Consider the following 23,984-nt stretch of genomic DNA (forward strand, 5'->3'; position numbering starts at 1 on the left):
TCAGAACGAAACGGCTTGGCTCACCCTCACATTGTCCGACGCACTGGCTAGCTTCAAGGTGCGCTCGCCCTTTGGCAGTTCCCAGGTTTGGTTGTTGACCGCCCAATACTGGAGCTTGCGCAGCGGTACCACGATGGACACGGTTTTGGTTTCGCCGGCCTTGAGGCTTACCCGATCAAACCCAACCAGGGTCTGCGGTGCGAACTCGGCGCCTTCGACCGGTTGTGAGGGAGCCCCGAGGTACAGTTGCGGCACTTCATCCCCCGCTACGCGACCAATGTTGGTCAATTTGAAATCGACCTTGAGGTCGCCATTCGCCAGGCGATGCGTCTGCAAGGCGTGGTAGTCGAAGCGGCTATACGACAGCCCGTAGCCAAACGCAAACAGTGGCGTTTTGTGCTGCGATTCGAACCAGCGATAGCCAATGTTCACGCCCTCGGTATAAGTGACTACGCCGTCAAGTTGCTGGCCACGCTCGGGGTAGCGCGGGTCAGTGGCCGGGTAATCCTGCAGGCTGTGGGCCCAGGTGAACGGCAAGCGACCTGCCGGATTACTGCGCCCTGTGAGGATATCGGCGGTAGCCGGGCCGCCTTCGTCGCCGGTCCACCACATCTGCACCAGGCCCTTGACCTTGTCCAGCCATGGCATGGCTACCGGCGTGCTGGTGTTGAGCACTACCACGACGTTGGGATTGATCGCGGCGATTTCTGCGATCAACGCGTCCTGGTCACCCGGCAAACCGAACTGCGGGTCGGTGCGCGCCCAGGCGAAAAACACCACTTTCTTCGCGCTGCGCGCCGCAGCCAACGCCTGTGCCCGATTGGCTTCGCGCATGGCCGGCGTGACCCACGCCAGGCGCACTTGGACCGGCTCGCCAGAGGTGTCGTTGTAGGTGCTGACTTCGATCAGGTGCTCGCCACGGCTGAGCTTGACCATGCGTCGCACGTTGTTGAGCCCGTCCGTGGTCGGCATCAAGGCGTCTTGACCGGGATGCACAACATCACCGTGCAAGGCATTTTTCAAAGAGCTGCTTTCACCGATGACTTTGCCGTCGACTTTCAATACCGCGCCGGCGCCGAGCATTTGTAGGTTGAGGTTGTAATCGCCTTCCTGCTCGATGGTCAGGTCCGTCTTCCAGGCCGGCAAGGTGTTGGCCGGCAAGGCATTGGCCTGCGTAAACGCCAGTTGGTTGTCGCGCGGGGACAGCCCTTCCCTTACCCACCCCGGCTTGCCTTCAAACGACACGAACTGCGCCGGAATCGCGACGCCGGTCATGTCGTTGGCCACGGCCACACTGACCTTAGCGGTTGGCTCCAGCGCACGCAACGCGTTGGCCGGGCCTACTTGCAGCGCTGGCACACCGATCGCGTGCTCGGCGGAAACGCCCAGCGCCACTGGCTGCAACGCCCCCGGACCGATCATGGCCAGCCCCTTGAGATCCTCCTTGGACAGCGGCAGCACGTTGTCCTGGTTTTTCAGGAGCACCGCCGAATGCTCGCTGGTCCGGCGCACGATCTGCGACAGCCCGGCAACCATGGGCGTCGACTGCGGCTGATGACTGCCCTTGTCCAGCATGCCGAAACGCTCGATCTGGCCAAGCACCCGCCGGGCGGCCTTGTCGATATCCTGCTCTTGCACGGTCTTGTCGCGCAGGGCCTCAAACAAGTTGCTCGGCTTCTCGTCGTTGGGGAACTGCCCCAGCAGCACATTTGGCCGCTGGCCAACCATCCACTCTTCCGGCATGGGGCGGGCAAATACCTTTTTCATGCTGCCCATCGAGGTGTGCAACGCCGGCTGTTGTTGCTCGGTATTGTCGTAGTAGGAACGCATGATGTCCCAGAACGGGTGCTTCTCGTCGATGCGGCCGGGCATTTCCATGTCCATGCCCTTCTTGACGTACTGGGCACTGTGCACGCCACCCCAGTCGGAGGTGATGAAACCCTTGAAGCCCATCTGGCCGCGCAGTACCTGCTCCAGCAACTGTTCGTTGCCACAGGCGAACTCGCCGTTGAGCTTGTTGTAGGAGCACATGATCGAGGCCACACCGGCATCGATCGCGTCCTGGAAGGGTGCCAGGTACACCTCGCGCAAGGCCTGCTCGGGAATGCGCGTGTCATAGCCGGTCATGTCGTAGCCGACCAAGTGTTTGGCCTGGGCCATCACGCCCTGGCCCTGGATACCCTTGATCACCTCGGCGCCCATGCTGCCGGTCAGCAGCGGATCTTCGCCGTACGTGTTCCAACCACGTCGGAAGCCCGAGTCACGGAACATATTGATGAAGGGCTCCAGCGCGACATCGATGCCCAGGCGCTTGGCCTCCTCGCCGATTACCGCGCCGTTGTCATAGGCATCCTGCTTGCTGAAGGTCGCGGCCAATCCCATGGTCGAGGTCGGGATGATCGAGGCTTTGCGGGTCAAGATACCGGGCGGGCCATCGGCCAGGCGCAACGCAGGCACACCGAGGCGCGCCACGCCAGGCAAGTAGCCGGCCTGGCCCTGGTTGGTGCTGTCGTCCTCGGTCACGCCGCGGATCAGGTTGAATTTTTCGTCCAGGGTCATCTTTTTCAGCAGTGCATCCACCCGCGCCGTATCCCCATCAGGGCGGACTTCAGCTTGGCTGGCCATGGCCGCACCAGCCAAGGATGCGCACACCACCGCCGCCGTCAGCATCGACAGTCGGAAAAGTCGCGGGCGAACGCGCCCGTACCGCGTAATAACGCTAGTCATGATTAGCTCCGTTACTTCTGGGTTAACGTTGAATGGGTTCTTTGACGAGCAGGAGACCCAGCAGGGAAACCAACCCGCAAACCATCAGGTAGAACGCCGGCGCACTGGGGTTGCCGGTGAGTGATATCAACAGCGTGCAGAAGAACTGCGCAAAGCCACCGAAGATGATGCTGGCCAACGCATAAGTCACTGAAAGCCCCGTGGCCCGGACCTGCGCCGGAAAAATTTCCGCGAGTAACACCAGCGACGGCACGGTATTGCACACCAGCAGGGCTGCCAGGGTGCTCGCCACGATCACCAGCACCGGTAAGGTCGGCGACGCTTGTAACAGCACGAACGCCGGGTAGATCAAGACCAGCAAGGCGATCCTCGACCACAGGATCATGCGTTTGCGTCCCCAACGGTCGCAGGCGCGCCCGGAGGCCAGTGCCAGCGCCACTTGCACGGCGCCCGCTGCGCAACCGGTCCAGATCCCTGCGGACAGCGGCAAGTGCAACTGCGCCACGGCAAAGTTGGAGAGGTAATGCAGGATCACGTACGAGCCAGAGGTGCCACCGATCGCGATCAAGATCCCGGCGACCAGCGCCCGTTTGTGCTCGCGCCAACTCAAGCGATGGCTGACGTTGTGCTTTACCTGTTCGCTTTCCTGCAGGTGCCGGCGCATGTAGGAACCCACCGGAATCACCAGCAGCCCGATCACGAAAGGCAGTCGCCAGCCCCAGGCCATGACCTGCTCTTCACTCAGCGCGTAGTTCACGCTCAAACCGACCAGCGCCCCGAGCAGGACGCTCAAGCCTTGGCTGAAAAACTGCCAACTGGTGAAGTAACCGCGCTCGTGACTGTCGGCTTTTTCCATCAGGTAGGTGGTGGATGCGCCCACTTCGCCGCCAATCGCAAAGCCTTGCAGCAACCGGGCAAACACGATGAGTAACGGCGCTGCGATACCGATTTGCGCGTAGGTGGGCGTCAGCACAAATATCAGCGAACCAATGGCCATCAACCACAGGGTCAGTACCATCGCGGCCTTGCGCCCTACGCGGTCGGCGTATTGGCCGAGCAAAATGCTGCCCAGCGGCCGCATGAAAAAACCAATGCCGTAAGTGGCGAACGCCAACAGCAACTGGTTCGTACCTTCCATGGGGAAAAACTGTTTGCCGATCACCGTGGCAAAAAAGCTGTAGACCGTGAAGTCGTAGAACTCCAGGCCATTGCCGATGGTCACCGCGGCGATGTTCTTTTTCCGGCTGGGCCGGACCGGCACCGATGAGTCAACGGGCACGGCAGACGCTTCAGATGAAGGAGTGTGCATGATTGAATCCGGGCCTCATTGAACAGACGGAGCAGGCTTCAGCATTTTTTCCACCAGCTTGACCCAATACGAGGCACCGACCAACAAACACTGGTCGTTGAAGTCGTATTTGGGATGGTGACACATGACGTTCTCGGCACTGTCACCATTGCCAATGATCAAGTAGGAACCGGGGCATTTGGCCAACATGAAGGCGAAGTCTTCACTGCCCGTGAGCGGGCGCATGTCCTGGATCAAACCCTCCTCGCCGACCCATTCCAGCGCGGCACTGCGGGCCAGTTCGGTTTGCGGCTCATCATTGACGAGTACGGGATAACGCCGGTTGTAATGCACCTCGGCGTCGCCGCCATAACTCTGTGCAATGTGCTGCGCCAGCGTGGTAATGCGCGTTTGCAGGGTGTCACGGGTTTCTGCGCGCAACGAGCGCACGCTCACTTGCAGCGTGGCCGAGGCCGGAATCACATTGGCAGCAGCGCCCGCATGAATCGAGCCAACACTGACGATGGCGGTGTCCAGCGGGTCGATGTTGCGCGACACGATGCTTTGCAGGCACAGGGTCAAGGTGGCCGCGATGACTACCGGGTCCACCGTCTTGTGAGGCACTGCGCCGTGGCCGCCAACGCCGTGCAAGGTAATCGTCGCGGTGTCGGATGAGGCCATGAACGGCCCCGCCAGAAAGCCCAGCTTACCCTGAGGAAAACCCGGCATGTTGTGCATGGCGAAGATCGCATCGCACGGAAATAGCTCAAACAAGCCTTGTTCGACCATTTCGCGAGCGCCACCCAAGCCCTCTTCCGCCGGCTGGAAGATCACATTCAAGGTGCCGTTGAAACGTCGGGTATCAGCCAGCACTTTGGCTGCCGCCAGCAGTGTAGCCGTGTGGCCATCGTGGCCGCAGGCGTGCATTTTGCCGGCCTGGGTGCTGGCGTATTGCAGGGCGGTCTCCTCGTTGATCGGCAGCGCATCCATGTCGGCACGCAAGCCGATGCGCGGGCCGCTGCCATTACACAACTGGCCAACCACGCCAGTGCCCGCCAAGCCGCGATGCACCTGATAGCCCCACTCTTCAAGTTTTTGCGCCACCAAGTCACTGGTGGCGAACTCTTCGAAGCCCAATTCCGGATGCGCGTGGATAGCGTGTCTGATCGCTATCATCTCCTCCTGAATCTGCTCGATTTCTGCCAGTATTGTCATTTTTATTGTCTCCTCAGACTGAACATGGCCCTGATTCTGACCCGTATTGACAGGATGAAAAGACAAGGTTTAGGCTCGATGACAACTTTTAGTTGTCATCGTGGAGCGGCATGAAAACCAATCAGTTCGTAGCATTGGTGGCGGTTGCCGAGACCGGCAGCATCCGCAGCGCAGCCAAATCGATAGGGCTGACGCAAGCAGCAATTACCCGCACATTGCGTGACCTAGAGCAGCAGCAGGGAATGGCGCTACTGGAGCGAACGCACACGGGTGTGCGATTTACCGAAGCGGGCAAAAGCCTGCTGCACCATGCACGGTTGATTCTCAGCGAGATAGACAAAGCCAAGGCCGACTTGAATTTGATTCGCAGCGGTCAAACGGAGCGTTTGCGCATCGCCATCTCGCCGATGGTCAACTTCACTTTTTTGCCGGAATGCCTGAGCCTTTATCAGCAACAACACCCGCACGTGTTCCTGGAAGTGTATGAGGGACTGCACGGTATTTCCGTGCCACAACTGCGAGACGGCTATCTCGATTTTGCGATCATCCAGGCCAGTAATTTTGCCGCCGAAAATGAGTTTTCCATCGAGCCGCTATTTTCCTACCAGGCTCATGTGGTCGCGCGCAAAAACCACCCGCTGCAACACTCCAGCTCCATCGACGAACTCAACTCGATGAAATGGCTGGCCAACTACCCACCCTCGCTGCACAACAACTTCATCAACGACCTGAACCGAGAATTCCGCCTGTCTCCACCGCCTAGTCACGTCGTCAGCGTACATTCGGCCGGAATCCTGCTGCCGATACTGCTGCAGACAGACTCGCTGACGGTACTTCCCGATGTACTGCTCAAGTCGCCGTTCTTTTCCACCACCGTAGAACCCATGAGTGCGTTCAAAGCGTCGAAATCCAGAATCCTCGGCGCCGTCAGCCGGCGCGGTACCGTGCGCAGCAAAGCCGCTAACGGCTTCATCTCGCTCTTGAAACAGGTGATCAAGCAGCACACCCGAAACTCAAACTCGCCCTACGGTGAGATGCTGTCACCCAAGGATCTGTTTTTTTGAGCGTCGATCTAAGCTCGACCCGGCAAACCCTTTGCCGGCGGTTATGCACTGCAAACGCCGTTCGGCACGTTGCTGGCGAGCAACATCACCTCTGACAGGAACGCCGGTATCGGCGCATGGTCCGAGCAGGAGTTCAACCGCGCGGTGCGCGAAGGCAAAGGCCGGCATGGCGAAAACCTGTACCCGGCGATGCCCTACAACGTCTTCGTGAAAGTCAGCGACCAGGACATGCACGACCTCTGGGCGTATATGCAAACGGTGCCGGCGGCGGACAACGAAGTCGGCTCCAACCAGTTGCCTTTCCCGTTCAACATCCGCCTGATGATGGGCTGGAACCTGCGGTACTTCGATAACACGCCGTTCAAACCGCTGGCTGGCGCGTCTGAGCAGATCAACCGGGGCGCCTACCTAGTGCAGGGCCTCGGCCACTGTGCAGCGTGTCACACATCGAAGAATTTTCTCGGCGGCGACAAGGGCGACGCGTTCCTGCAAGGCGGCGAACTAGCGGGCTGGCATGTACCGGAAATCACCGGCAACCCGTATGTCGGCGTCGGCGGCTGGAGCGACGCGCAGCTCGTGCAGTACTTGAAAACGGGCAGCAACTACGTCGCAGTAGCCTCAGGACCCATGGCAGAAGCGGTCACCAACTCGACCCAGCACATGCGTGACGAGGACCTGTACGCCATCGCCGCCTACCTCAAAGAGCTGCCCGGCTCGGCTACCCGCAGCCCCGCAATGCCCAAAGCCAACACCTCGCTGATGCAGCAAGGCGCCAATGTCTATTCGACCAGCTGCTCGGCGTGCCACAACAGTGCCGGCAAGGGCATCAACCAACTGGCCTCGAGCCTGGCCGGCACGCAAAACCTCAGGATGGGAAGAGAAAGGAGCGACAGCATTGGTACAGAGACCATGCGCGAGTGCTAAAGCCTGCGTCCGTCCGCGCGGAAGTCGTAAGGATTCCACCCAGAGCCAGAAGTTTTGCGGGGGTAAAAAGCCTTAAAAGTAAAAAGGGGTCGCGAGATAAAATCTCGCAACCCCTTGAAATATATGGTCGGGACGGAGTGATTCGAACACTCGACCCCTAGCACCCCATGCTTGAAAATGGGCACAAGGCCCAGCATTTACTGACTCTCCCTCTGGCGCTCGCTGCAAACGGTGCCTAACAGAGCCGAGCGGTAAATAGCGAATCCCCGAAAAAGTCCCCAAGCCATTTTGGCCCCTCCCCCGGCGTCCTGCCGAACGAACACCATCCCAAACCTCTACAGCTCGTCGGCGTGAATCGCGCTTTGCTCACGCCTCAATTACTGTATGTACATACAGCACTTAAAAAGCAGTTGCCCCCATGCACAAAACAGAATGGATGGCCAAGTGGCGCCAGCACCTTGATGACCACGAATTACGGATGGCGAACCCAGAGGCCCACAGAATCATCTGTCGCGCCAATTCGGGCGACATGCTCGCCGCCGGCGCCATCGACCAGATGGAAAAGCTGGAAATGGACGAGCTCGCCAACGCAGCGTATTGGCACGCGGTCGAAACCCTAATCGACTGCGAACCCGGGTTCCTCGCCTGGGGGTTCTATGACCTGGTGCCGAGAGCTGGCGGCCCCCGCATAGGCAAGCTCAACGGCAGCATCTACTTTCCAGAGGGAGCGGCCGGCCAGATGGCAGCGCAGGTATTAGAAGAGAAAGGGGTCCGCCGGTTAGCTTTCCGGATCAACGCCGAAGCCTGGGCAATGGATGGCATGACGATCACAAAGCCAGACGGCAGCATTTATGACCTGGTGATCACCGGCCAGCGCATCAACGGGAAAGAGTATTCGAACATCGAGGACCCCGACGCATACCGGACGCTGCTCGACACCGCGCAGGTTGCCCTAGAAAACCACGACTTTGAGACATACCGCCGGGCCCGCCCTCTTCTTCTCTCTGCGGCTTTCAGCCGGTGCACAACGTGCCAGGATCGCTTTGCACTGAGAGAGGACTGCCAGGCCTGCGCCGGCCTGGGCTTTGTGGCGAAGGAAGGCTCACGCCAAAACCATCATGCTCAAAATGACGAGGAAGGCTAGGCTGAGTGGGTACTTGGAGGGTTCACCATGTGCGGAAGACTTTCGCAGTACCGTGGTATTCACGACTTCGTAGCAGCCCTGAGCATGCCCGGCGCTCTGATCAACAACGTCGGTGACCAGCCCCTGGGGCGCTACAACGCGGCGCCGACAATGCAAATCGCCCTCTTCCATGCTGGCGAAGACACCTTGGTCGCCGATCCTGTTCGTTGGGGCTGGCGACCACACTGGGCAAAAGATAGAGCCGCGCCGATCAATGCACGCGTAGAGAAGGTGGCCCACGGCCCCTTTTTCCGCCAGATCTGGCCGCATCGCGCGATATGCCCAATCGACAACTGGTTTGAGTGGGTCGATGAAGGCGGCCCAAAGAAGCAGCCCTATCTGATCCGTCACCGGGATGGCTCGCCTATTCTTTGCGCCTCGATCGGACAGTTGCCAGATCCAGATGAAGGCCGCGGTGAGTATGATGGGTTCGTGATCATCACCGCCGATGCCCAGGGTGGCATGGTCGACATTCACGATCGCCGACCGGTAGTCCTAACCCCAGAATTGGCTCGAGAATGGCTCGACCCGGCCACGCCCAAGGGGCGTGCTGAACAGATGGCCCTGCACCAGGGCGAGCCAGCGGAGGCCTTCGAGTGGTTCAAGGTCAGCACCGCCGTCGGCAACGTCAGGAATCACGGGCCGGAACTGATCGAACCCTTGGCGACACCGTCATAGGCCTGCTGGCAAGTCACTCCCCTGCTCCGGCTTTGATCAGCATCTGCCGCCAGGTCTCCCGCTCTTTCATCAGCGCGCTTGAACACGTCGGCAAGCACCAGGACGGCGCGGGAAGCTGCCTCGCTTGCGGCGGCAGTGCAGGAATGGCTGCCGGCCTGGGCTGCGAGACGGCCGGCGAGGTCGTCGACTGACCGCTGCAGGCTCCCAGCAGAAGCGCGAGCGGAAGCAGCATCAGCAGTTGCTTGGTCGATAATCTGTTGCCCATCTTGAACCACCTTGTTGATTGCATTCTGCCGGGACTGTTCCTTTTCGCGCTCGGCGACCTCGGCCAGGGCCCAGGCCTGTTTGTCACCGGCGTCACGGGCGGCCCAGCGGTTTTGCCACTCCTCATCCATTGTTGAGCGGCCATGCTCGTAGGCGCCCCATACGGCAACAGCCACAAGCGCCAGGCAGATCGCAGCACCCATGGTGCGAAGGCTGATCACGCCAGCACCTTCGCGGCCAGGTCGCGCAGCGCCACGCGGTCCGCCTGGCCGGTCAATCCGCCGTTTATCACTCGGGTGATCTTGGCGAACTGCCCTGAGTCGGCCAGTTCATTGAGGCCGTTCGACTGCCAGAACCACCCGGCGACCAGGGCGGCAGTCTCGGGCTGCTCCACCAGTTCAGGGTGATTAACCAGGTCCAGGCCCAGGGCGGCGCCGGCGGCGCGGTAGTTGTTCGCACCGGTCAGCTGGATCAGGCCGCGCCCGCGATATTTGAAGCCATCACCGGGCTTGTCGTTTCCCATTCGACCGCCGTAAACCGCCTCAGCAAAAGCTCGCGGATTGCGTTCAATCGCCTTCGCCTGGGCCACCAGAGAGCGCCAGCGCGTGCCCGGCGCTGACGCGTTACCCAGTTCAACGATTCGCGCAGCGCTGTAGTTCAGGTTCTCGGCCATCCGGGTCAATTGACCAGACTCATGCCCGACCTGGGCGATGAAGGCAGCCATGCGCACCGGGGAGTTGATCTTGAAACGGGCCATCGCTGCATTCAGCGCGGGCACAAAAAAGCCCGCGACTTGGCGGGCTTGGGGAAGGATCTGCAGCAACTGCTGCTGGGTGATGGGCATGGTGTTTCCTCAGGCAAAAATAAACCCGCTCGATGGCGGGGCTAAAACTCTCGGAACAGGTTTTGATTACAGGCCGGTCACGTCCGCGACCAAGATCGGGCCGCCAAGGTAGTAGGCATCGCCATCTGGCGGCCTTGCTCCGTTGGAAAACATGGAGACTTGTGCGTACCTGAGTACAGCTGAAACGCTAATAGCGCCGGTAGACGGCACTACAACCGGCCCATATCGAAAAATAAACCCTTCCCATGCAGCTGGACCGCCCCCGCCAGGCCCCCAAATCGTGGTTATTCGTCCGCCCCATTGGGAGTAGATAACCGCATACTCACGCCCAGGAGTTAGGGGGTAGGTTTGTCCCGGCTGGCCTACCTTTAAATCTATAAGCCTTTCACCAGAAAGGTTATTTGCGTTTGCATCAAAAACCAGTTCCCCGTCGTCGTTAAATACTTGTAGGCCTTCAGTCGACTGCATCTGGATTCCGGGCCGGAAGAGGAAAAGAGTCACTGTTTGACCCAGCCCTTGGGTGGCTATCCCGATTCTCCAGCTGTCCGAAGTCATTGTTTGCAGTCTTGTAAGAGTACTGCCAGTTTTACACTGAACGGCAACTACCGTATCCAAGCCAGCAACGGTATAAAGAATACCGTCGTAGCTATTACTACTTCCAAGAATACGGGATGAAGTGAGGGTAATTTTCTCAGAAAGCGTATACGACGAAAAACGGTCGTCTATCTGGATGGTATTAAGCTCATTAAATACTTGAAGTCCAGCCCGCATCAGAAGACCCCGTAAAAAATGGTGGTAGGCTGTTGTCCGGCTACGGAAAACGTCCAGGAAATGGTTATCCCTGACAAAGTTACGCTCGGCCCAAATATCCCGTTGCCAGAGCCGTCAGCAATTGAAGACTGATAGAAAAAAGCCTCCCCCAAGGCCAGGCTTTCATCAGTACGGCTTCCACTGGTTGATCCTGTCGAAATAGTGCCAAGTATCCTAAAAAACCGTGTTGTGATATCGGTTTTTATAGACCCATCGTTATTAAAAGACTGAAATCCAGCCGGCATAAAACTACCCCCATATACCAAGTCTAACTTTCAGAGTTCCAGCGGCATTGAAAACCTGAACCAACTGGTTATTAACTGAAAGCCTGCCTCCCCCCTCCACCGGCCCGTTGAATTCAATTTTGCCGGTTTTCCATAACTTCCAGCCCCGCTGCTCTTCAATGAAGTCGTCCGACTGAATGTAATCGCCGATTTTGGCGTTGGTAATCGATCCGTTCTCGATGAATGCCGACTTGATGTAAGCCGCATTGTTTTGCACCACAAACGGATAGAACACGTCGGTGGTATTGGGATCGATGATGGCGAACCGGCTTGCAGCGATCAGCACCTGGCTAGTGATGATCCCCTCATCGTTCTCTACGCCGATCCCGATGCCGGCCAGGTAAGGCTTATTGTCGACAGTGAGCTGGGTCTTGATCGAGTACATCGCTGCCAGTTCGGTCTTCAGCGCTTCCACCTCCACCGACGCACCACCGCCCGAGTCGATCTTCTCCAACAGGTGCTGGCTTAACTGGGTCTCGGTGATCTGGTCGTTGAGGTAATCCAGGATCGGGCCAGCGTCCGACGACGACTGCCCGGTGACCGGCCCGAAGAAGGCGCCCTCGTTGCCGATACGGTCGACCAGGCGGGCCCAGAAGAAGAACTGCACGCCGGCGGCCAACCCCATGATCGTCAGGTCTGTCTGCGGATAGGCGTAATCGCCGAACTTTATCGCCGTGCCGACCTGATTGGTCTGGCTGTACCAGATCTCAGTCCGTTGAAGGTCGGCCGTGCTGAGCCCGGCCGGAATACCCCACTTCAGCTTGATGCCGAACACGATCGACTCCGCGGTGAACGAGGACGGCACCGGCGGCGGCGTGGTCTTGCCGTTCAGCACGGTCTCAACCGAAGTGGAGAACACCGAGCCGATATCGAGCGAGTTGATGGCCCGCACCTTCGCCACGTAGCGACCGGCGTAGATGCCGCTCACATCAATGGACGTGGTGCCGGTGCGGCCGGCAAAGATCCAGTCGCCGTCGTTCTTGCGCCAGTAGACCTCGTACGCGATCGCAGCCTCTGGCTTCTCCCAGGCGATGGTCATCACGCTGATTGCGCTGCCCTGGTCGACGAAGTGGTCATTGCTGACCGTGACGTTCGTCGGCGGACGCTGGACGCTCGGAGGGATCACCGTCACCGGCGGCCGCTCGATGCGTGTGCCATTGTCGATGGCGCCGAACTTGCTGGCGTTGTGGCGCACCGCGGTTATGGTGAACTTGATCTCGGTGTCGGAGAAGTCCTCTGCCACTGACATCACGCGGAACAACTGCGTGGCCAAGGTGGCGGAGTCAATCGCCCACATCGAATGCTGTGGCGGCAGGTCGTCCAAGTCCTCGGCCAGCACCACCTGCTGGACCTCAGCCGGAAAGCCCGTGGTGTCAAAGGTGATGCTGCCGTTGTCCCATTTGATGCCGCTGCTGTCCCAGGTCAGCGGATAGCCCGACGACTTGATGACGCGGGATACAGCTTTGCCGCTGGGCATGATGATCGTGATGGTGTCGCCCGGGTACGCTTTCACGTCCGCGTCGAGCACCAACGTGTTGATCGTGGACGAGCGCAGGCGCCCACCGATGCGCCGGCCGGCCCGATCATTGTCGGCAATGCGGATAATCTGCCCGGGGCGTGCCAAGGTGCCGTCGAGGCCCACGGAGAAGCCCACGCTTTCCGTCTCCAGGCGGTTGGTCAGCAGCGCCCATTTGCCCACGCGCTGGGCCTGGGCCTGCGATGTGCAGCCAGTGGCAGTGATCTCGGTCTGCTGGATGCCATACCGGGTGATACCCGCTTGATCATCGACATACTCGACCTTCTGCCGGTAGAAGTCCGTCGGGTCGTTCCAGCTCACCAGGGCCACTGTGTAGCGGCTCTTCTTCGCCGACCCAAAATAGCCGAACTTGCCTTCAATGACGTTGGCGTTCGAATAGGTGTAGACCGGGTCTTCGGGGATGTCGGCCACGGCCATAACAGAGCCCGCCGCCCAGTAGGCCATGCCACGAAACGTAGTGGCCAGGTCCTGCAGCACCTTCAGGGCGTCGGCGCGAACCGACAAGAACAGGTTGCATGTGAATCGCGGCTCGGTACCACCCTTCCCGTCCGGGACCGGCTGATCACAGTACTGGCCGATCCGGTACAGCTCCCACTTGTCGACCTGGCCGGCGTTCAGCAGGTGGCCCAGGCCATAGCGGAAGTGCAGCAGCAGGTCGTAGAAAATCCAGGCGGGGTTGTCCGTCCACGCGGTCTTGAAACTGCCATCCCACACGCCGGTGTAGATCCGGTTCTCTGCGTCGTAGTTGCTCGGGACCTTGATGATCCGGCCGTACAGGTCAAATGAGCGCGTCGGGATCGACTGGAACTGCGAGGCATCGAACTGCAGTCCAATAATGGCAGAGCCGGGATAGCGCAGCTTGGCGTCGATGACCTCGGTGATCGCGTCGATGTTGGTGGTGTCAGCGACCGCGCTGCTGGTCGAGTTCTGTGTCTGGCGAGTTACACGCACCTGCCAGCCCGACGTCGCCGGCGGCAGATCAACACGGTGCGATCGCTCGTACTTGGTCGAGGTCTTGCCGCTGAAGGCCGAGGTCAAAACTGGAACATATGCACCGCCATCCGTGGCCACCTCGATCAGGTACTGGACTGTGTAGCCGTTGGTGTCGCCATTACTGGTGTTGGTCTGGGCCAGACGCGGCACCGAAAGGCGAATACGCACGGCGGAAAGCTGAAGGTTGGTGACCGCACGCACCCAGGGCTGGCCATAACGCAGCTCGACGCCGATGCTGATCTCGCTCTCCACGGCAGGGAAGCCGGGGATATGCAGTTGATCCTGGCTGCCTGCGCGCGCATCCAGCGTTACGCCGCTGAAGTTGATCCCGCCATCAGCGTTCGACAGCGGGGTCTCGTCGAGGAATACGGAGCGCATGCCACTGGCGAGGCCGCGGATCTCCCCCTCGCTTACCAGGTCCAGGATGCGCGCGTAGGCAGTGCTTTGCAGGCTATCGGGCGCCTCAACAGACGGGCGCGGCTTCGACTCGCCGCCCTTGCGGCCGGTGATTTTCTTGGTGGTCATGGCTTTCCTTCACACGAAAAAAAGCCCGCTCATTGGCGGGCATATTGAATGTTGTGAGTTCTACGCGGCATCCAGACCCAAAGTGAGCTGCAGCTGATCGCGCCAATACTCGACTTGATGAATCAAGTCAGGCTTCTTCCAGCGGAATCTCGCGAGTTCTTTACCGCTGAGACTGGCGACTTTCTGAGCATCGCCAAGGGTCTTGCAGGCTCGATCGAATTGCTGCCTTTCGTTAAGTTCGCCGCGCAGCAAGGCATCAATGTGCAGGTCGCACCAGACGGCAAACTTCAGATCGAGCCAGCGAGCAAATGCCACCGCCAGCTTCGGATGAAACCATGTGCCGCCGCCACGATCCGAGCGAGCCTTGCTGGTTTCTACAAGTGATCCAGCGTCACATGTAAGCGCCTCGGCTAGCGCACTGAGGTATTCCTTTGTTTCGGCCTGCTTTAGCCAGTCAACAGGGCGCTTGCCAAATCTCTTGGCCACATCGGTCGCGTTGATCCATCCTTCGCTATTGAACCGAACAGCTTTGCCTTGATAGTGAAACGGAATGACGTTGTTCATAGATTGCTCCTTCCGCCTTGGAAAGGAGTGCAGGCAGGGGCGTAGGCGGAGCGAAACCGTCCCTTTTCGGTAGCGAACCTAGCCTGCACGGGTATCCCTTTCGGGATCTTTGGGCACAAAAAAGCCCCGGTGCGCAGAGCGCGTCCGAGGCTTCTCACTGCCCGGATGACCTGATGATCATTTCCGGTTCAGGGTGTCGGTTTCCCGACTATTTTCTGTCCCGGTTTGGGTGAGGGTTTTTACTCTCGGCCAAACTCGGGTTGTATTTCTGGAGCGTTTAAGGTTTTGCGGGGTGTCACCCAAACAAAAAAACCCAAGCTGGATGGCCTGGGTTTCGAGCGGACACAAAAAAAGCGCCTTATGGGCGCCCTGCTTACAACTTCTTCAACGTAGCGGAAAAGTACCGGTACTGGGCCAGGACGTCAAGGGACTACATCTGGTCTTCGGAGTAGATCCCGGCGCTGATCACCGCGCTGCCGACGATCATTCGACCGTAAAGCAGAGGGACTGGGTTGCCCTGGACGCTGGTGTTCACCGGGCCGTTGAAGCTGTAACTGGGCCGGTTGTTGGGGCTGTCTTGGGTTCCAAGGCCCTTGGCTTGAGGGCTGAGCATTTGGATAACGCCGCCGGCAACCAGAGCTAAACCAACCCCGAAAAGTGGCTGAAACCCTGGAATAAATGAAACGGCGATGAGCACAGCACCAACAATCGTTTGAAGCAGCCCTGCTCGCTTTGACCCAGTAATTACCGGCACGATACGGATTACATCTCGGCCGGTCGGCTTACCAAGGTCATCCTCTCCGATGTTTTCCTTTCCATTAAAGATGGCAAAACGAAGACCTTTGTCCTTGCTCTCGAGCATGAACTTTTCAAATCCAACAAATTGCTTGAAGTAACCCATGATGTCGCCCCACCCGGCACTGGTGGTCATTCGATGCTCACGCTTGCCAGTGATCTTTTCGAGCTGCTTGGTCACTATGACGGTTTGCATTTTTTCGGCGAATTGCGCCATATTTTCTCCAGGCAATAAAAAACCGCCCGAAGGCGGCTTGTTTGATCAATTCAAAGGCATCGATTTAGGGCCGGCAGTAGCCCGCCGCGACCAATCTGTGACCAAGAAGCACGCTGATAGTGCTTGATAATGCTGCCAGAGCCCTGGGCCCCCAGTTCAATATTCAAAACGTCGTCCGTCTGCCCAGTATCTGAGCCTGCAACAATGCGATAGCCGCTTGTTGTCTCGCTCATTACGGCGTTTGAACGGTAGTCTTGCCAGGCCGGATATACACATAAAGCCACGTCTCGAGGGGACTTTGTAGTGAGCTGCGTACTCACGGGGTTCTCAGCCATCAGATCGGAAGGTGTCGAACACCCCGCCAAAACCGCCAGCGCCATCGCGCCAATCAAAATCCGCATAGATCCAGCTCCTTTTGAGATCGGCAGACGATAGCATTTTCAGGCTGGATGAATCCTCAGTAACTGGCGGGAGGCGTGCGGTAGTAGCCTTCCTCTGCTTCATACAGCCAAGGACAAGCACATGCCAATGAAACAGGACTTCGATTCAGACCACTTCAAGCGGTGGCCATATATTCCCGAGCTTCGAGAGGACGGGAACAACAATAATGGCGGCATAGATCTAATTGAGCACCCCGAGCGGATCACGCTCATCCATGAGGCCACCGACGAAAACGGCCTGCGACCTCTCCTTATTGAGATGAACAAGCCAGGTGGGCAGTTCATGTCTCTCGGCTGCGCCTCTGGCATGGATGGTACGTACGACTCATACATCGAGTTCACTCTTCGAGACCATGAGCGGGCTCTGAGCATTGACGCCGTTCACGCCTTTGATTTGGCATGGAAGGATTGGGTTAAGTCAAAATACCCAGGCTACGCCGCACCGATTCTGGCAAACGTGGTATTGGCATATCGTTCATTTTCACTCCGCGGAAGTGAGCCGCAATATCTGATAACCGCTTACCATCGCGCGACGGAAGAATCGACTCATCGTCAGCTTGTGGAGCTTTTCCATCTATTTCTGCACGACTTTCAAGAGCTTCCGACATTTTAGCCTCCAGTATGACTAAGCGTTCTTGAGTGCATCCCTGTGTCGCCAGTAGCCCACCGTCACCTCCCCCCAGTACCCGCCATAGGTGTCACGCTTGCTGTCCCGCCCATAGAGGTGGTGCAGGATCGACCCTGGCGCTGGGAAATGCTCGGGCTCAGTCTTCAGCACGCCGTTAGCCAGGTAGATCCCGGCGTGGTTCGGCACTGGCGACCGGATCTGCATCAGCACAATGTCGCCATGCTCGAGGGTTGAGACCTTCTCGAAGCCGGCGGCCGGCAGATTCTCCAGGTAGAGGTTGCCGCCTTTGTCCCACCAGCCATCCTCGCGCTCGTAATCGCCCAGATCGATGCCCATCTCGCGCCGGTAGAAGTCGAGGATGATGCTCAGGCAGTCGTGCACGCCGTGGGCAAACTTGCGGCCCATCAAAGGTGCCTCGTAGCCCTCGGGCGTGAAGCTGACCAACTCGCCGGCGCGCAGATCACCATCGTCACCCTTTCGGACTTCCAGGATGTGCCAGGGCAGGCCTGAGGCCTCGCAAGAGACGCGATCAGCCTCACTTGGGGCCGCTGGGTAGTCAGGGTGGCTATGCACGACAGCGAGTACCCGCCCGCGGTCTTCGGCGGCTGCATAGTCCCCGGGCGCCAGGCGGAAGTGTTCGCTCGGTGTGGATGCAGTGTTGCGGCAAGGCACATAGACCTCCTTGCGCCCTTCTCGCACCAGGAGCCCGCAACACTCCTTGGGATATTCGGCCAGGGCATGCTGTTCGATTGCTGCTCTATTTGCTTTGTTCATGGTCAGCTCCGAAGCAGGCCGGCGGCCGGGAATGAGCCGAAAGGCAATGGGTTGTTCTCGCCAAAACGCAGCTTGCAGCTCGTCAGGCGGCCGCCGCATTTGTCCTTGGCTGCATCCGTGACAATGACGTCGTTCTCATCAGCCACGGGCGGCCCGTTGTAGCCGCAGTACGGCCCGCGGTAACCGCCACAGCTCAACCACCAGCAGACATTGGCCACGATCTGCCGGCGCGGGAGCTGGACACCCGCGAAGTCCAAGGCCGTGGCCAGTTCGAACTGCACGGTTTCGTTGTTCTCGGCCGACTTGCGCTCGACGTACCAGATGTCGGGCGGGAGCTCTTCGTCAGGGTCAGCCTCAGGCTGGCCGTCCAGGTACTTGCCCAGGGTTCGATGGCGGATCAGCTTTGACCCGACCAGGTCCTCGAAGTACAACACCAGCGCCGTGATAAACCCGCCAACGTTGCCGACAGAAAGCGTTGGAGTCGGCTGGGCACCCTGCCCCGTCATTTCGAACCCCTCAGCCTTGATCGGCCAGGGCGAGTACTCGTTGCCTTGCCAGAAGATCGAGGCCTGCTGGGGGTAGCCGTGGAAGCGGTATAGCTCAGCGCCCAGAACGGTGGCGTCGAGCTCAAAAAGCTCCACCCACGCGCCAGGCTCCAGGGTCTGGATATCGGCCGTGATCGGCATGGTGTTTCCTCAGGCAAAAATAAACCCGCTCGATGGCGGGTGGCGGCGTATCAGGTTGGCTGGACTGGCCGGTGGGTTGCGTCCGGGTAGCCCTCGGCGCCTTCGGTCCAAGCTCGCAGTGCAAGCCAGTAGGCCTTCCACTGTGCGGCGGTGCCGGGGATTGAGTCGTCACCAAATTCGATGGCGGTTACGTTTTCGCGTGCGATCGGCATTTCTGCGGCGCGCCAAGCGGCTTCGATCTGAGTTTTAGCAAGACTGCTTTCGCTCCACCCAGGAAACAGCCAGATCTGTCCGCCATCGGTATCAGGAGCGGGAACTGCTATTGCCCCTTCTGGCGGATCCGAATTCCACGCACCCAAATATGTCCCAGCAGAGTCAACATAGAACCGAACTTCTTTGCTCACAGCTCCGCCCTCACAATCAGTCGAACGTTTGACATAGTTGGGGTCTGCCCGTTACTAGGACTCCCTTTAACTGGAAGCTGGATAGATGGGGCTACAGAAACATAAACCTGGGTATCCGTAACGCTGATACTGACCCCGCTATTCGCCGAGGCGATAACCGTCGTATCGTTAAACTTTATTTCTTCGCCAACTACATATCCGTGCTGGGCTATTACGAAAACAAAATAGGCTGAATATTGTTTGGGTTTTGCAGCCACTCCCAAAGAATCGGTAAGTCCATGTGTAAAATAGTATGGCGAGTTGTAGACAACAGTGGTTTGCGGGCTTTCATATCGCTTAGTAAAAATCGCTGCGGTTTTATCAAGTTTAGAATTCAGAGCTGTCTGCAAGTCTGCTTGCGCCGAAAGTGTGCCACCTATCCCGCCCCAGGCAGCAGAGGCTGTGACCTCCTTAAAAGTCCCATCACCACAAAGAAACTTGAGCTGATCCCCGGCCACCGGAGCCGGAACAAGCCCAGCAGTCCCCGCTAACGACGCCGAGGCGCCGGCCATGGCCTTGGTATAAAACGCCGCGTTCTGGCCATTGAGCAGCGCAGAATCAGCGGCCTTCGCGGACAGGCCAAGCTTCTGGTTGAGCTGCCCCTGCGCACGCCCCAGGGCCACTAGGATGCTGTCCGCCGACGTGATAGCGGCATTCTCCAGCGACAGGCCGGCCAGGGTGATAGCGCGAACTGCTGCCGCCAGGTCGCTGATGGTCGCCGCAAGCTGGGTCCCGGTGTGGGTCGCGCGGTCGCGCAAGGCGGCATCCGTGGCGTTCTTGGTGGCGTCCGTGGCCACGCCTGCGAGCTTGGTCTTCTCGGCAGCCGTGAAGTCGCTCGATGACAGTCCTTTGCCCGCGACCTTGTCGACCTTGTTGTCCAGGCCAAGCGCAGAGGACAAACCTGCAGTTGGGATATCACCACCCCCGTCCGGAGTGACGCCCGCAACTGTCTGGACAGTCCCGGCACCACCACCCGATGCGCTGATAACAGGGTGATCAGGATCGGTTCGGTCGATCAGGATGTTTTCGCCCGCAACCAGTGTCCGTTCGGCAGCGTCGGCGGCGGCCTGGGCGGCGGCAGTCCTGGTATCGAGTTCGGCAAAGTTGTCGTTTATGACCTGACCGCCGGAGCGCAAGTCTTGCCCAGTGCCGTCATCAGGCGCACTGCCAAGATTCAGTGGGTCAATACTCATGGGTGGAATGCCTGTTCGAAGGTGGCAGTCAGGGTGTACGTGTCACCGCCCATGGCCTTGGGCTGATACTCGGCGCAGCGGTAGAGCTGCTGGTCACCAAGTGGATCGGTCCAGTAAAACGGTGTTGCACCCGCCTGCCGATCGAGGAACGCCATGATTTCCTTGATGCGCGCCTTCTGGCCGGAGAACGTGAGGGGCCAGGACTGCGTGCGGTTGTTGATGCCGTCCGCAGCCTTCTGCTCATAGCCATCACCGAACTTGGCAGACTTCGTGCGAAAGTTGATGGTTGCCGCCGGGTCGCCGTTCGGTGTCCAGGTGAAAGTTTCCGTAGCCATGTTTTCCTCCTGGCATAAAAAAGCCCCACCGAAATGGGGCTGCTGATTTATCGACCGTTGATTGCGGCCCAGATCTGGCCGCCGGGGCGAAGATCCTTCGCGATCTGCTCCTGGGCGCCCTGCTTGGCCGACTTCGCATAGGCCTGGGCCACGGCCTGGCTGTCCGCGTCACTCGCACCGCCTTGCCCTTCAGGCACCGCAAAGCTTTGCTGGATCACCACCTGGTTGTTGCTGGAGCTCTGTCCGCCCCCCAGCGCTCGCACGCCCAGCGCGCCGCCTGCGGTTCGGGTCAAAGGCATGATTGCCTCGGGCCCAGCCTCACCCATCATTCCAGCCTGCCCGCCCGCCATACCGAACGCGGTAGGCTTGCTGACGATGGAGTTGGTGAACGCCCCGCCATCCGCGAACATCTGCACGCCGCCCGACCACATGCCGCCATTGGCCTGGTAGCTGGAGAAGTCCGTTCCTGAGGTGTAACCGGCTTGGGTAGAGCCCGCGGAGGCAGCGCCGCCGAAGTACGAACCAGCAGCGGACGCCGCCATACCAAACAGCGAGCTAAGCGCGGAGGATGCCGCCTGTCGGGCCGCAATCCGCGCCATGTCGGCAATGATCGATTTGGCGAAGTCCGCGAAGGAAAGTTTCCCGGTCAACGCGAAGTTGACGATCGCGTCTTCCATCGAGCTGAAGGCGTTGGTGAACAGGCTTTTGGTCTGGCCGGCCACATCTCGCGCCGAATCCAGGTAGTTCTGCCAGGCCGAGGACGCTCCGTTCGTCCAGTCGCCCTGGGCAGCCGACATATCGTCGTAATTGCTGACGACCGTGTCGTGGAGCTTCTGCTGGGTTGCCTCGAGCGCCTTCAGCTTGTCGTTGTACTCGTCGAGGCTCATGCCTCGAGAGCCATCGCCATACTGGTTCGCCAAATCCAGCTTCTGCTGGTTGATCCTGTCGTCGATGCCGTTCTGCTGATTTGTCAGATCTCGCTGGCGGTCACCTTGGCCAAGTCCAGCTGCAGCTCGAATACCTTGCTCCCGCAGAGTATCGACCTGCTGTTGCAGCGCACTGGTGTAGGTCTTTACCGCCAGTTCTTGCTTCTTGAGTCTGCCCTCTTCGTTCTTGGCCAGCACGCTCAGCTCGGTATCGGCATCCTTCTGCGCCTTGACCATGGCCGCACGCGCATCTGCGATCTTCTGGTCCAGCTGGATACGCTGCGCAGCCGATGTGCCGGCCTTCCCTTTCGCGGCCTCAAGCGCTGCGATCTCGGCTTCATACGCCGCCGAAACCTCGTCACGCTCGTTGCCGATCATGGCCTGGCGCTTCAGCAGGTAGTCGGCCTGAGAGACCAGGCCAGCCTTCTGCGCGGCGTCCAGCTCCTTCTGCGCATTCTTGTACTCGGCCAGGATACCGGTGAGCGTATTCTTGGAGTCGTTGAAAGCAGTTAGGTCGACTGAGCCAGCTGCAGTTTTGGAGTCTTTGAACTTGTCGTTGATGTTCGAGACGTTCTTTGCGACGACGTCCTTATCAAGGCGCTTATCGCTGGGATTCGCCTTGCGGATATCGTCTAACTGTTGCCGATACTCCTTCAGCGCTTCCGTACGCTTTTGCTCGTTCGTCCAAGCGGACTTGGCAAGGGCATCGACCTTAGTCATCGCCGCAACCGCGTCTTTCTGGATTTTTGCCTGCTCTCCTTCGAACTTGGCAATATCCGCTTCGGCTGCTTTTTGGTCCTCCAGCATATTGAGACGGTTGCTGTAGAACTCGATCATCTCATTCTTGTTCTGGAAGGCCCCAACATCGCCCTTTTGAGCCCGCGCAAGGTCCAGACGGGCCTGATCAATGTCCGAACCGATATCGCGACGACCAATATTCTTGAGGTTGTCCGCTGCCCGCGCGACTGCGTTGTAGCCCTTCTCCCAAAAACTCAGGTTTTCGAGGATTCTCGGGGTGCGCTCGTTGATCGCATCGGCGTATTGCTCAGTGGCCAGCTTTACCGCGCCAGCGTGATCGCCTTGTTCCTCCAGGGCAGCAATCTGCGAATAAACAGACGCGGTCAGGTAATGGTATTGCTCGTTGAGCGCCGCGGACGCTTTCACCGGGTCATCCGCGATCTTCACAAACTCGGCAATCGTCTCGCCCACTGCCTTGCCAGTGGCTTCCTGCATCGACACAGCGGCCTGAGTAATGCTTTGAAAGCTCTCGCCGGCAATCTTGCCATTGCTGGCCAATGCAGCGAGCGCATCGGCGGCGGCGCCAGTGGTGCCAACCAGTGAGCCAACTTGGCGGGCCATGTCCCCGAGCTGACCAGCACTCACTCCGGCAGCGCCACCAGTTAGAATCAGCGACTTGTTGTATTCGTCCTGCTCCTGGGTGCCCTTGTAATAAGAGACGCCAAGCGCAGCCACAGCGGCTGACACCAAAGCAATTGGTCCCAATACTGCCAACAGGCTTGCAGCAGAGGCCCCGGCGCCTGCGCCAAGCTGTGCGACCGCACGAACCCCGCTCCCCCAATCTCCAGACGACAGGGCGTTGCCCAGTTGAACAACGTTTTCCTGAGCTTGGCGAGAACCGAGTCGTAGCTTGTCGAAGCCAGTGGCAGTTTTCTCCAGGGCTGCGCGGTCACCGCCAATTTTTGCAAGCGCTGCACTGTAGCGGTTGGCATCAACCACACCGGCTTTGTGAGCGGCTTCCAGGGCCTTTTCCTGCGCCTCAAGCTTGGCGAGTTTTGCCGTCACGGGGTCAATGCTGTTGACGGTGCGCTTCAGCGCTTCGATCTGGCGATTCTCGGCCTCAATCAGCCGTTGCTTCTGTGCAGCCTCTTTAGCTTCCGCCTTTTCGATCTTGTCGTAGGCCTTGCCCAGTTGATCCTGGTAGCGGGTCTGCTCCTCAATCGTGACCAGGCCACCCTTGCGTGCGCGCTCCAGCAGCCCTTCGGCTTGAATCAATTGCTGGATGCTGTCGAGGCTACCCGTCATCGCCTTGTCGAGCTGGCTGATCACCGCTATTTCGCTGGTGGCGCTTTCTGTAGCTTTCCGCTGGGCGCCAGCCTGCCGCTCCCGCGCGCCGGTGGACTTATCGATCCCCTGAGCGGCCTCTGTTTCAGCCTGAACAATCTTCTTGCCAGTGCTGGCCAATCCATCGCCAGCCTTGCCCAGATCATCTACAGCCTTCTCCGCGCCCTCGGCAGCGACTACCAGCTTTCCCAGATCTTCGGCCGCTTTCACAGCTCCCGACGACTCAACTGCAATGCCAAGCGATGCGAAGTTGGTGCTCATTTGTTGTCTCTCTGTTCCGCCATCACCTGCAGGGCCTCAGCTTCCATATGCCGGATATCGCTGAAGATGCTTTGCCGTTCGCTGGCGGGCACACCACACATTCGAATGACGCTCGGAAGGACGGCATAGTCCAAACCGGTAGCGCCGCACGCACCCACGCGCCACTGGGTGCTCATTGCCTCGAAGACGGTGAAGGCCGGCCAGTTATCTGGCCAGACCTCACAGTCCTGTCCGGAGAGATCGCCGACCAAGAAGCCAAAGGTCTTCAACTCTTCAGCCGAAGGACCTTGCGCGTAGAGGGCGC

22 protein-coding genes are annotated in these 23,984 nt (G+C 59.1%); 5 read left to right on the forward strand and 17 right to left on the reverse strand.

The annotated features are described in order from the left end of the window. From CF161_RS28405 to CF161_RS28415, 3 genes are read right to left on the reverse strand one after another with little or no spacing between them, the layout of a single operon-like run. The gene (locus CF161_RS28405) at nucleotides 1–2,727 is read right to left on the reverse strand and encodes a beta-glucosidase (protein ID WP_256206967.1); all 2,727 of its coding nucleotides are present in this window, start codon (nucleotides 2,725–2,727) and stop codon (nucleotides 1–3) included. A 22-nt stretch (nucleotides 2,728–2,749) separates the two neighbouring features. Beyond that, nucleotides 2,750–4,036, reverse strand: coding sequence for an MFS transporter (locus CF161_RS28410; protein WP_052027232.1), 1,287 nt, complete (start codon nucleotides 4,034–4,036; stop codon nucleotides 2,750–2,752). Between the two features lie 15 nt (nucleotides 4,037–4,051). Then, nucleotides 4,052–5,230 (reverse strand): M20 aminoacylase family protein, encoded by a 1,179-nt coding sequence (locus CF161_RS28415; protein WP_020300088.1) that lies wholly within the window; start codon nucleotides 5,228–5,230, stop codon nucleotides 4,052–4,054. A 110-nt stretch (nucleotides 5,231–5,340) separates the two neighbouring features. Here CF161_RS28415 and CF161_RS28420 point away from each other — a divergent pair, with 110 nt between their 5' ends. The 4 genes from CF161_RS28420 to CF161_RS28435 all read left to right on the forward strand — a co-directional run bounded on the left by CF161_RS28420 (nucleotide 5,341) and on the right by CF161_RS28435 (nucleotide 9,079). Continuing rightward, nucleotides 5,341–6,294 carry a LysR family transcriptional regulator gene (locus tag CF161_RS28420; protein WP_084471763.1) on the forward strand — a complete coding sequence of 318 codons (954 nt, stop codon included), beginning with the start codon at nucleotides 5,341–5,343 and terminating at the stop codon, nucleotides 6,292–6,294. A 69-nt stretch (nucleotides 6,295–6,363) separates the two neighbouring features. After that, nucleotides 6,364–7,218 (forward strand): cytochrome c, encoded by an 855-nt coding sequence (locus CF161_RS28425; RefSeq protein WP_020300090.1) that lies wholly within the window; start codon nucleotides 6,364–6,366, stop codon nucleotides 7,216–7,218. Nucleotides 7,219–7,636: 418 nt separating this feature from the next. Continuing rightward, nucleotides 7,637–8,362 carry a hypothetical protein gene (locus CF161_RS28430; RefSeq protein WP_020300091.1) on the forward strand — a complete coding sequence of 242 codons (726 nt, stop codon included), beginning with the start codon at nucleotides 7,637–7,639 and terminating at the stop codon, nucleotides 8,360–8,362. A gap of 27 nt (nucleotides 8,363–8,389) precedes the next feature. Next, on the forward strand, nucleotides 8,390–9,079 hold the full coding sequence (locus tag CF161_RS28435) for an SOS response-associated peptidase family protein (RefSeq protein ID WP_020300092.1): 690 nt from the start codon (nucleotides 8,390–8,392) through the stop codon (nucleotides 9,077–9,079). Here the strand turns inward: CF161_RS28435 and CF161_RS28440 are convergent. The 7 genes from CF161_RS28440 to CF161_RS28465 all read right to left on the reverse strand — a co-directional run bounded on the left by CF161_RS28440 (nucleotide 9,037) and on the right by CF161_RS28465 (nucleotide 16,313). Continuing rightward, on the reverse strand, nucleotides 9,037–9,546 hold the full coding sequence (locus tag CF161_RS28440) for a DUF2514 family protein (protein WP_043230732.1): 510 nt from the start codon (nucleotides 9,544–9,546) through the stop codon (nucleotides 9,037–9,039). The genes CF161_RS28435 and CF161_RS28440 overlap by 43 nt on opposite strands. Nucleotides 9,547–9,560: 14 nt before the next feature. Continuing rightward, on the reverse strand, nucleotides 9,561–10,187 hold the full coding sequence (locus CF161_RS28445) for a glycoside hydrolase family 19 protein (protein ID WP_020300094.1): 627 nt from the start codon (nucleotides 10,185–10,187) through the stop codon (nucleotides 9,561–9,563). 66 nt (nucleotides 10,188–10,253) lie between these two features. Then, the gene (locus tag CF161_RS32950; RefSeq protein ID WP_156882747.1) at nucleotides 10,254–10,958 is read right to left on the reverse strand and encodes a hypothetical protein; all 705 of its coding nucleotides are present in this window, start codon (nucleotides 10,956–10,958) and stop codon (nucleotides 10,254–10,256) included. Between the two features lie 288 nt (nucleotides 10,959–11,246). After that, nucleotides 11,247–14,336: a host specificity protein J gene (locus CF161_RS28450; RefSeq protein WP_020300095.1), complete on the reverse strand. Its 3,090-nt coding sequence runs from the start codon at nucleotides 14,334–14,336 to the stop codon at nucleotides 11,247–11,249. Nucleotides 14,337–14,396: 60 nt separating this feature from the next. Continuing rightward, nucleotides 14,397–14,900: a KilA-N domain-containing protein gene (locus CF161_RS28455; protein WP_020300096.1), complete on the reverse strand. Its 504-nt coding sequence runs from the start codon at nucleotides 14,898–14,900 to the stop codon at nucleotides 14,397–14,399. 430 nt (nucleotides 14,901–15,330) lie between these two features. Then, nucleotides 15,331–15,912 carry a tail assembly protein gene (locus CF161_RS28460; RefSeq protein ID WP_020300097.1) on the reverse strand — a complete coding sequence of 194 codons (582 nt, stop codon included), beginning with the start codon at nucleotides 15,910–15,912 and terminating at the stop codon, nucleotides 15,331–15,333. Between the two features lie 50 nt (nucleotides 15,913–15,962). Continuing rightward, on the reverse strand, nucleotides 15,963–16,313 hold the full coding sequence (locus CF161_RS28465; RefSeq protein WP_020300098.1) for a hypothetical protein: 351 nt from the start codon (nucleotides 16,311–16,313) through the stop codon (nucleotides 15,963–15,965). 121 nt (nucleotides 16,314–16,434) lie between these two features. Here CF161_RS28465 and CF161_RS31840 point away from each other — a divergent pair, with 121 nt between their 5' ends. Then, nucleotides 16,435–16,965: a hypothetical protein gene (locus CF161_RS31840; RefSeq protein WP_020300099.1), complete on the forward strand. Its 531-nt coding sequence runs from the start codon at nucleotides 16,435–16,437 to the stop codon at nucleotides 16,963–16,965. A 12-nt stretch (nucleotides 16,966–16,977) separates the two neighbouring features. Here CF161_RS31840 and CF161_RS28475 read toward each other — a convergent pair whose 3' ends face one another. The 7 genes from CF161_RS28475 to CF161_RS28505 are packed head-to-tail and all read right to left on the reverse strand — an operon-like array spanning nucleotide 16,978 to nucleotide 23,949. Then, the gene (locus CF161_RS28475) at nucleotides 16,978–17,754 is read right to left on the reverse strand and encodes a C40 family peptidase (RefSeq protein ID WP_020300100.1); all 777 of its coding nucleotides are present in this window, start codon (nucleotides 17,752–17,754) and stop codon (nucleotides 16,978–16,980) included. Nucleotides 17,755–17,756: 2 nt separating this feature from the next. Next, nucleotides 17,757–18,440: a phage minor tail protein L gene (locus CF161_RS28480; RefSeq protein WP_020300101.1), complete on the reverse strand. Its 684-nt coding sequence runs from the start codon at nucleotides 18,438–18,440 to the stop codon at nucleotides 17,757–17,759. A gap of 50 nt (nucleotides 18,441–18,490) precedes the next feature. Next, nucleotides 18,491–18,844, reverse strand: a complete 354-nt coding sequence (locus tag CF161_RS32955; protein WP_156882748.1) for a hypothetical protein — start codon at nucleotides 18,842–18,844, stop codon at nucleotides 18,491–18,493. After that, a complete protein-coding gene (locus tag CF161_RS28490; protein ID WP_020300102.1) occupies nucleotides 18,841–20,076 on the reverse strand; it encodes a hypothetical protein in 1,236 nt (411 codons plus the stop codon). The genes CF161_RS32955 and CF161_RS28490 overlap by 4 nt, the downstream gene beginning before the upstream one ends. Continuing rightward, nucleotides 20,073–20,411, reverse strand: a complete 339-nt coding sequence (locus tag CF161_RS28495) for a phage tail protein (RefSeq protein ID WP_020300103.1) — start codon at nucleotides 20,409–20,411, stop codon at nucleotides 20,073–20,075. Before CF161_RS28495 ends, CF161_RS28490 begins: the two co-directional genes overlap by 4 nt. Before the next feature lie 47 nt (nucleotides 20,412–20,458). Continuing rightward, a complete protein-coding gene (locus CF161_RS28500; protein ID WP_020300104.1) occupies nucleotides 20,459–23,680 on the reverse strand; it encodes a phage tail tape measure protein in 3,222 nt (1,073 codons plus the stop codon). After that, a complete protein-coding gene (locus tag CF161_RS28505; protein WP_020300105.1) occupies nucleotides 23,677–23,949 on the reverse strand; it encodes a DUF1799 domain-containing protein in 273 nt (90 codons plus the stop codon). Before CF161_RS28505 ends, CF161_RS28500 begins: the two co-directional genes overlap by 4 nt. Between the last annotated feature and the right edge of the window lie 35 nt (nucleotides 23,950–23,984).

Source organism: Pseudomonas sp. CF161, from assembly GCF_000416215.1.
Taxonomy (GTDB): domain Bacteria; phylum Pseudomonadota; class Gammaproteobacteria; order Pseudomonadales; family Pseudomonadaceae; genus Aquipseudomonas.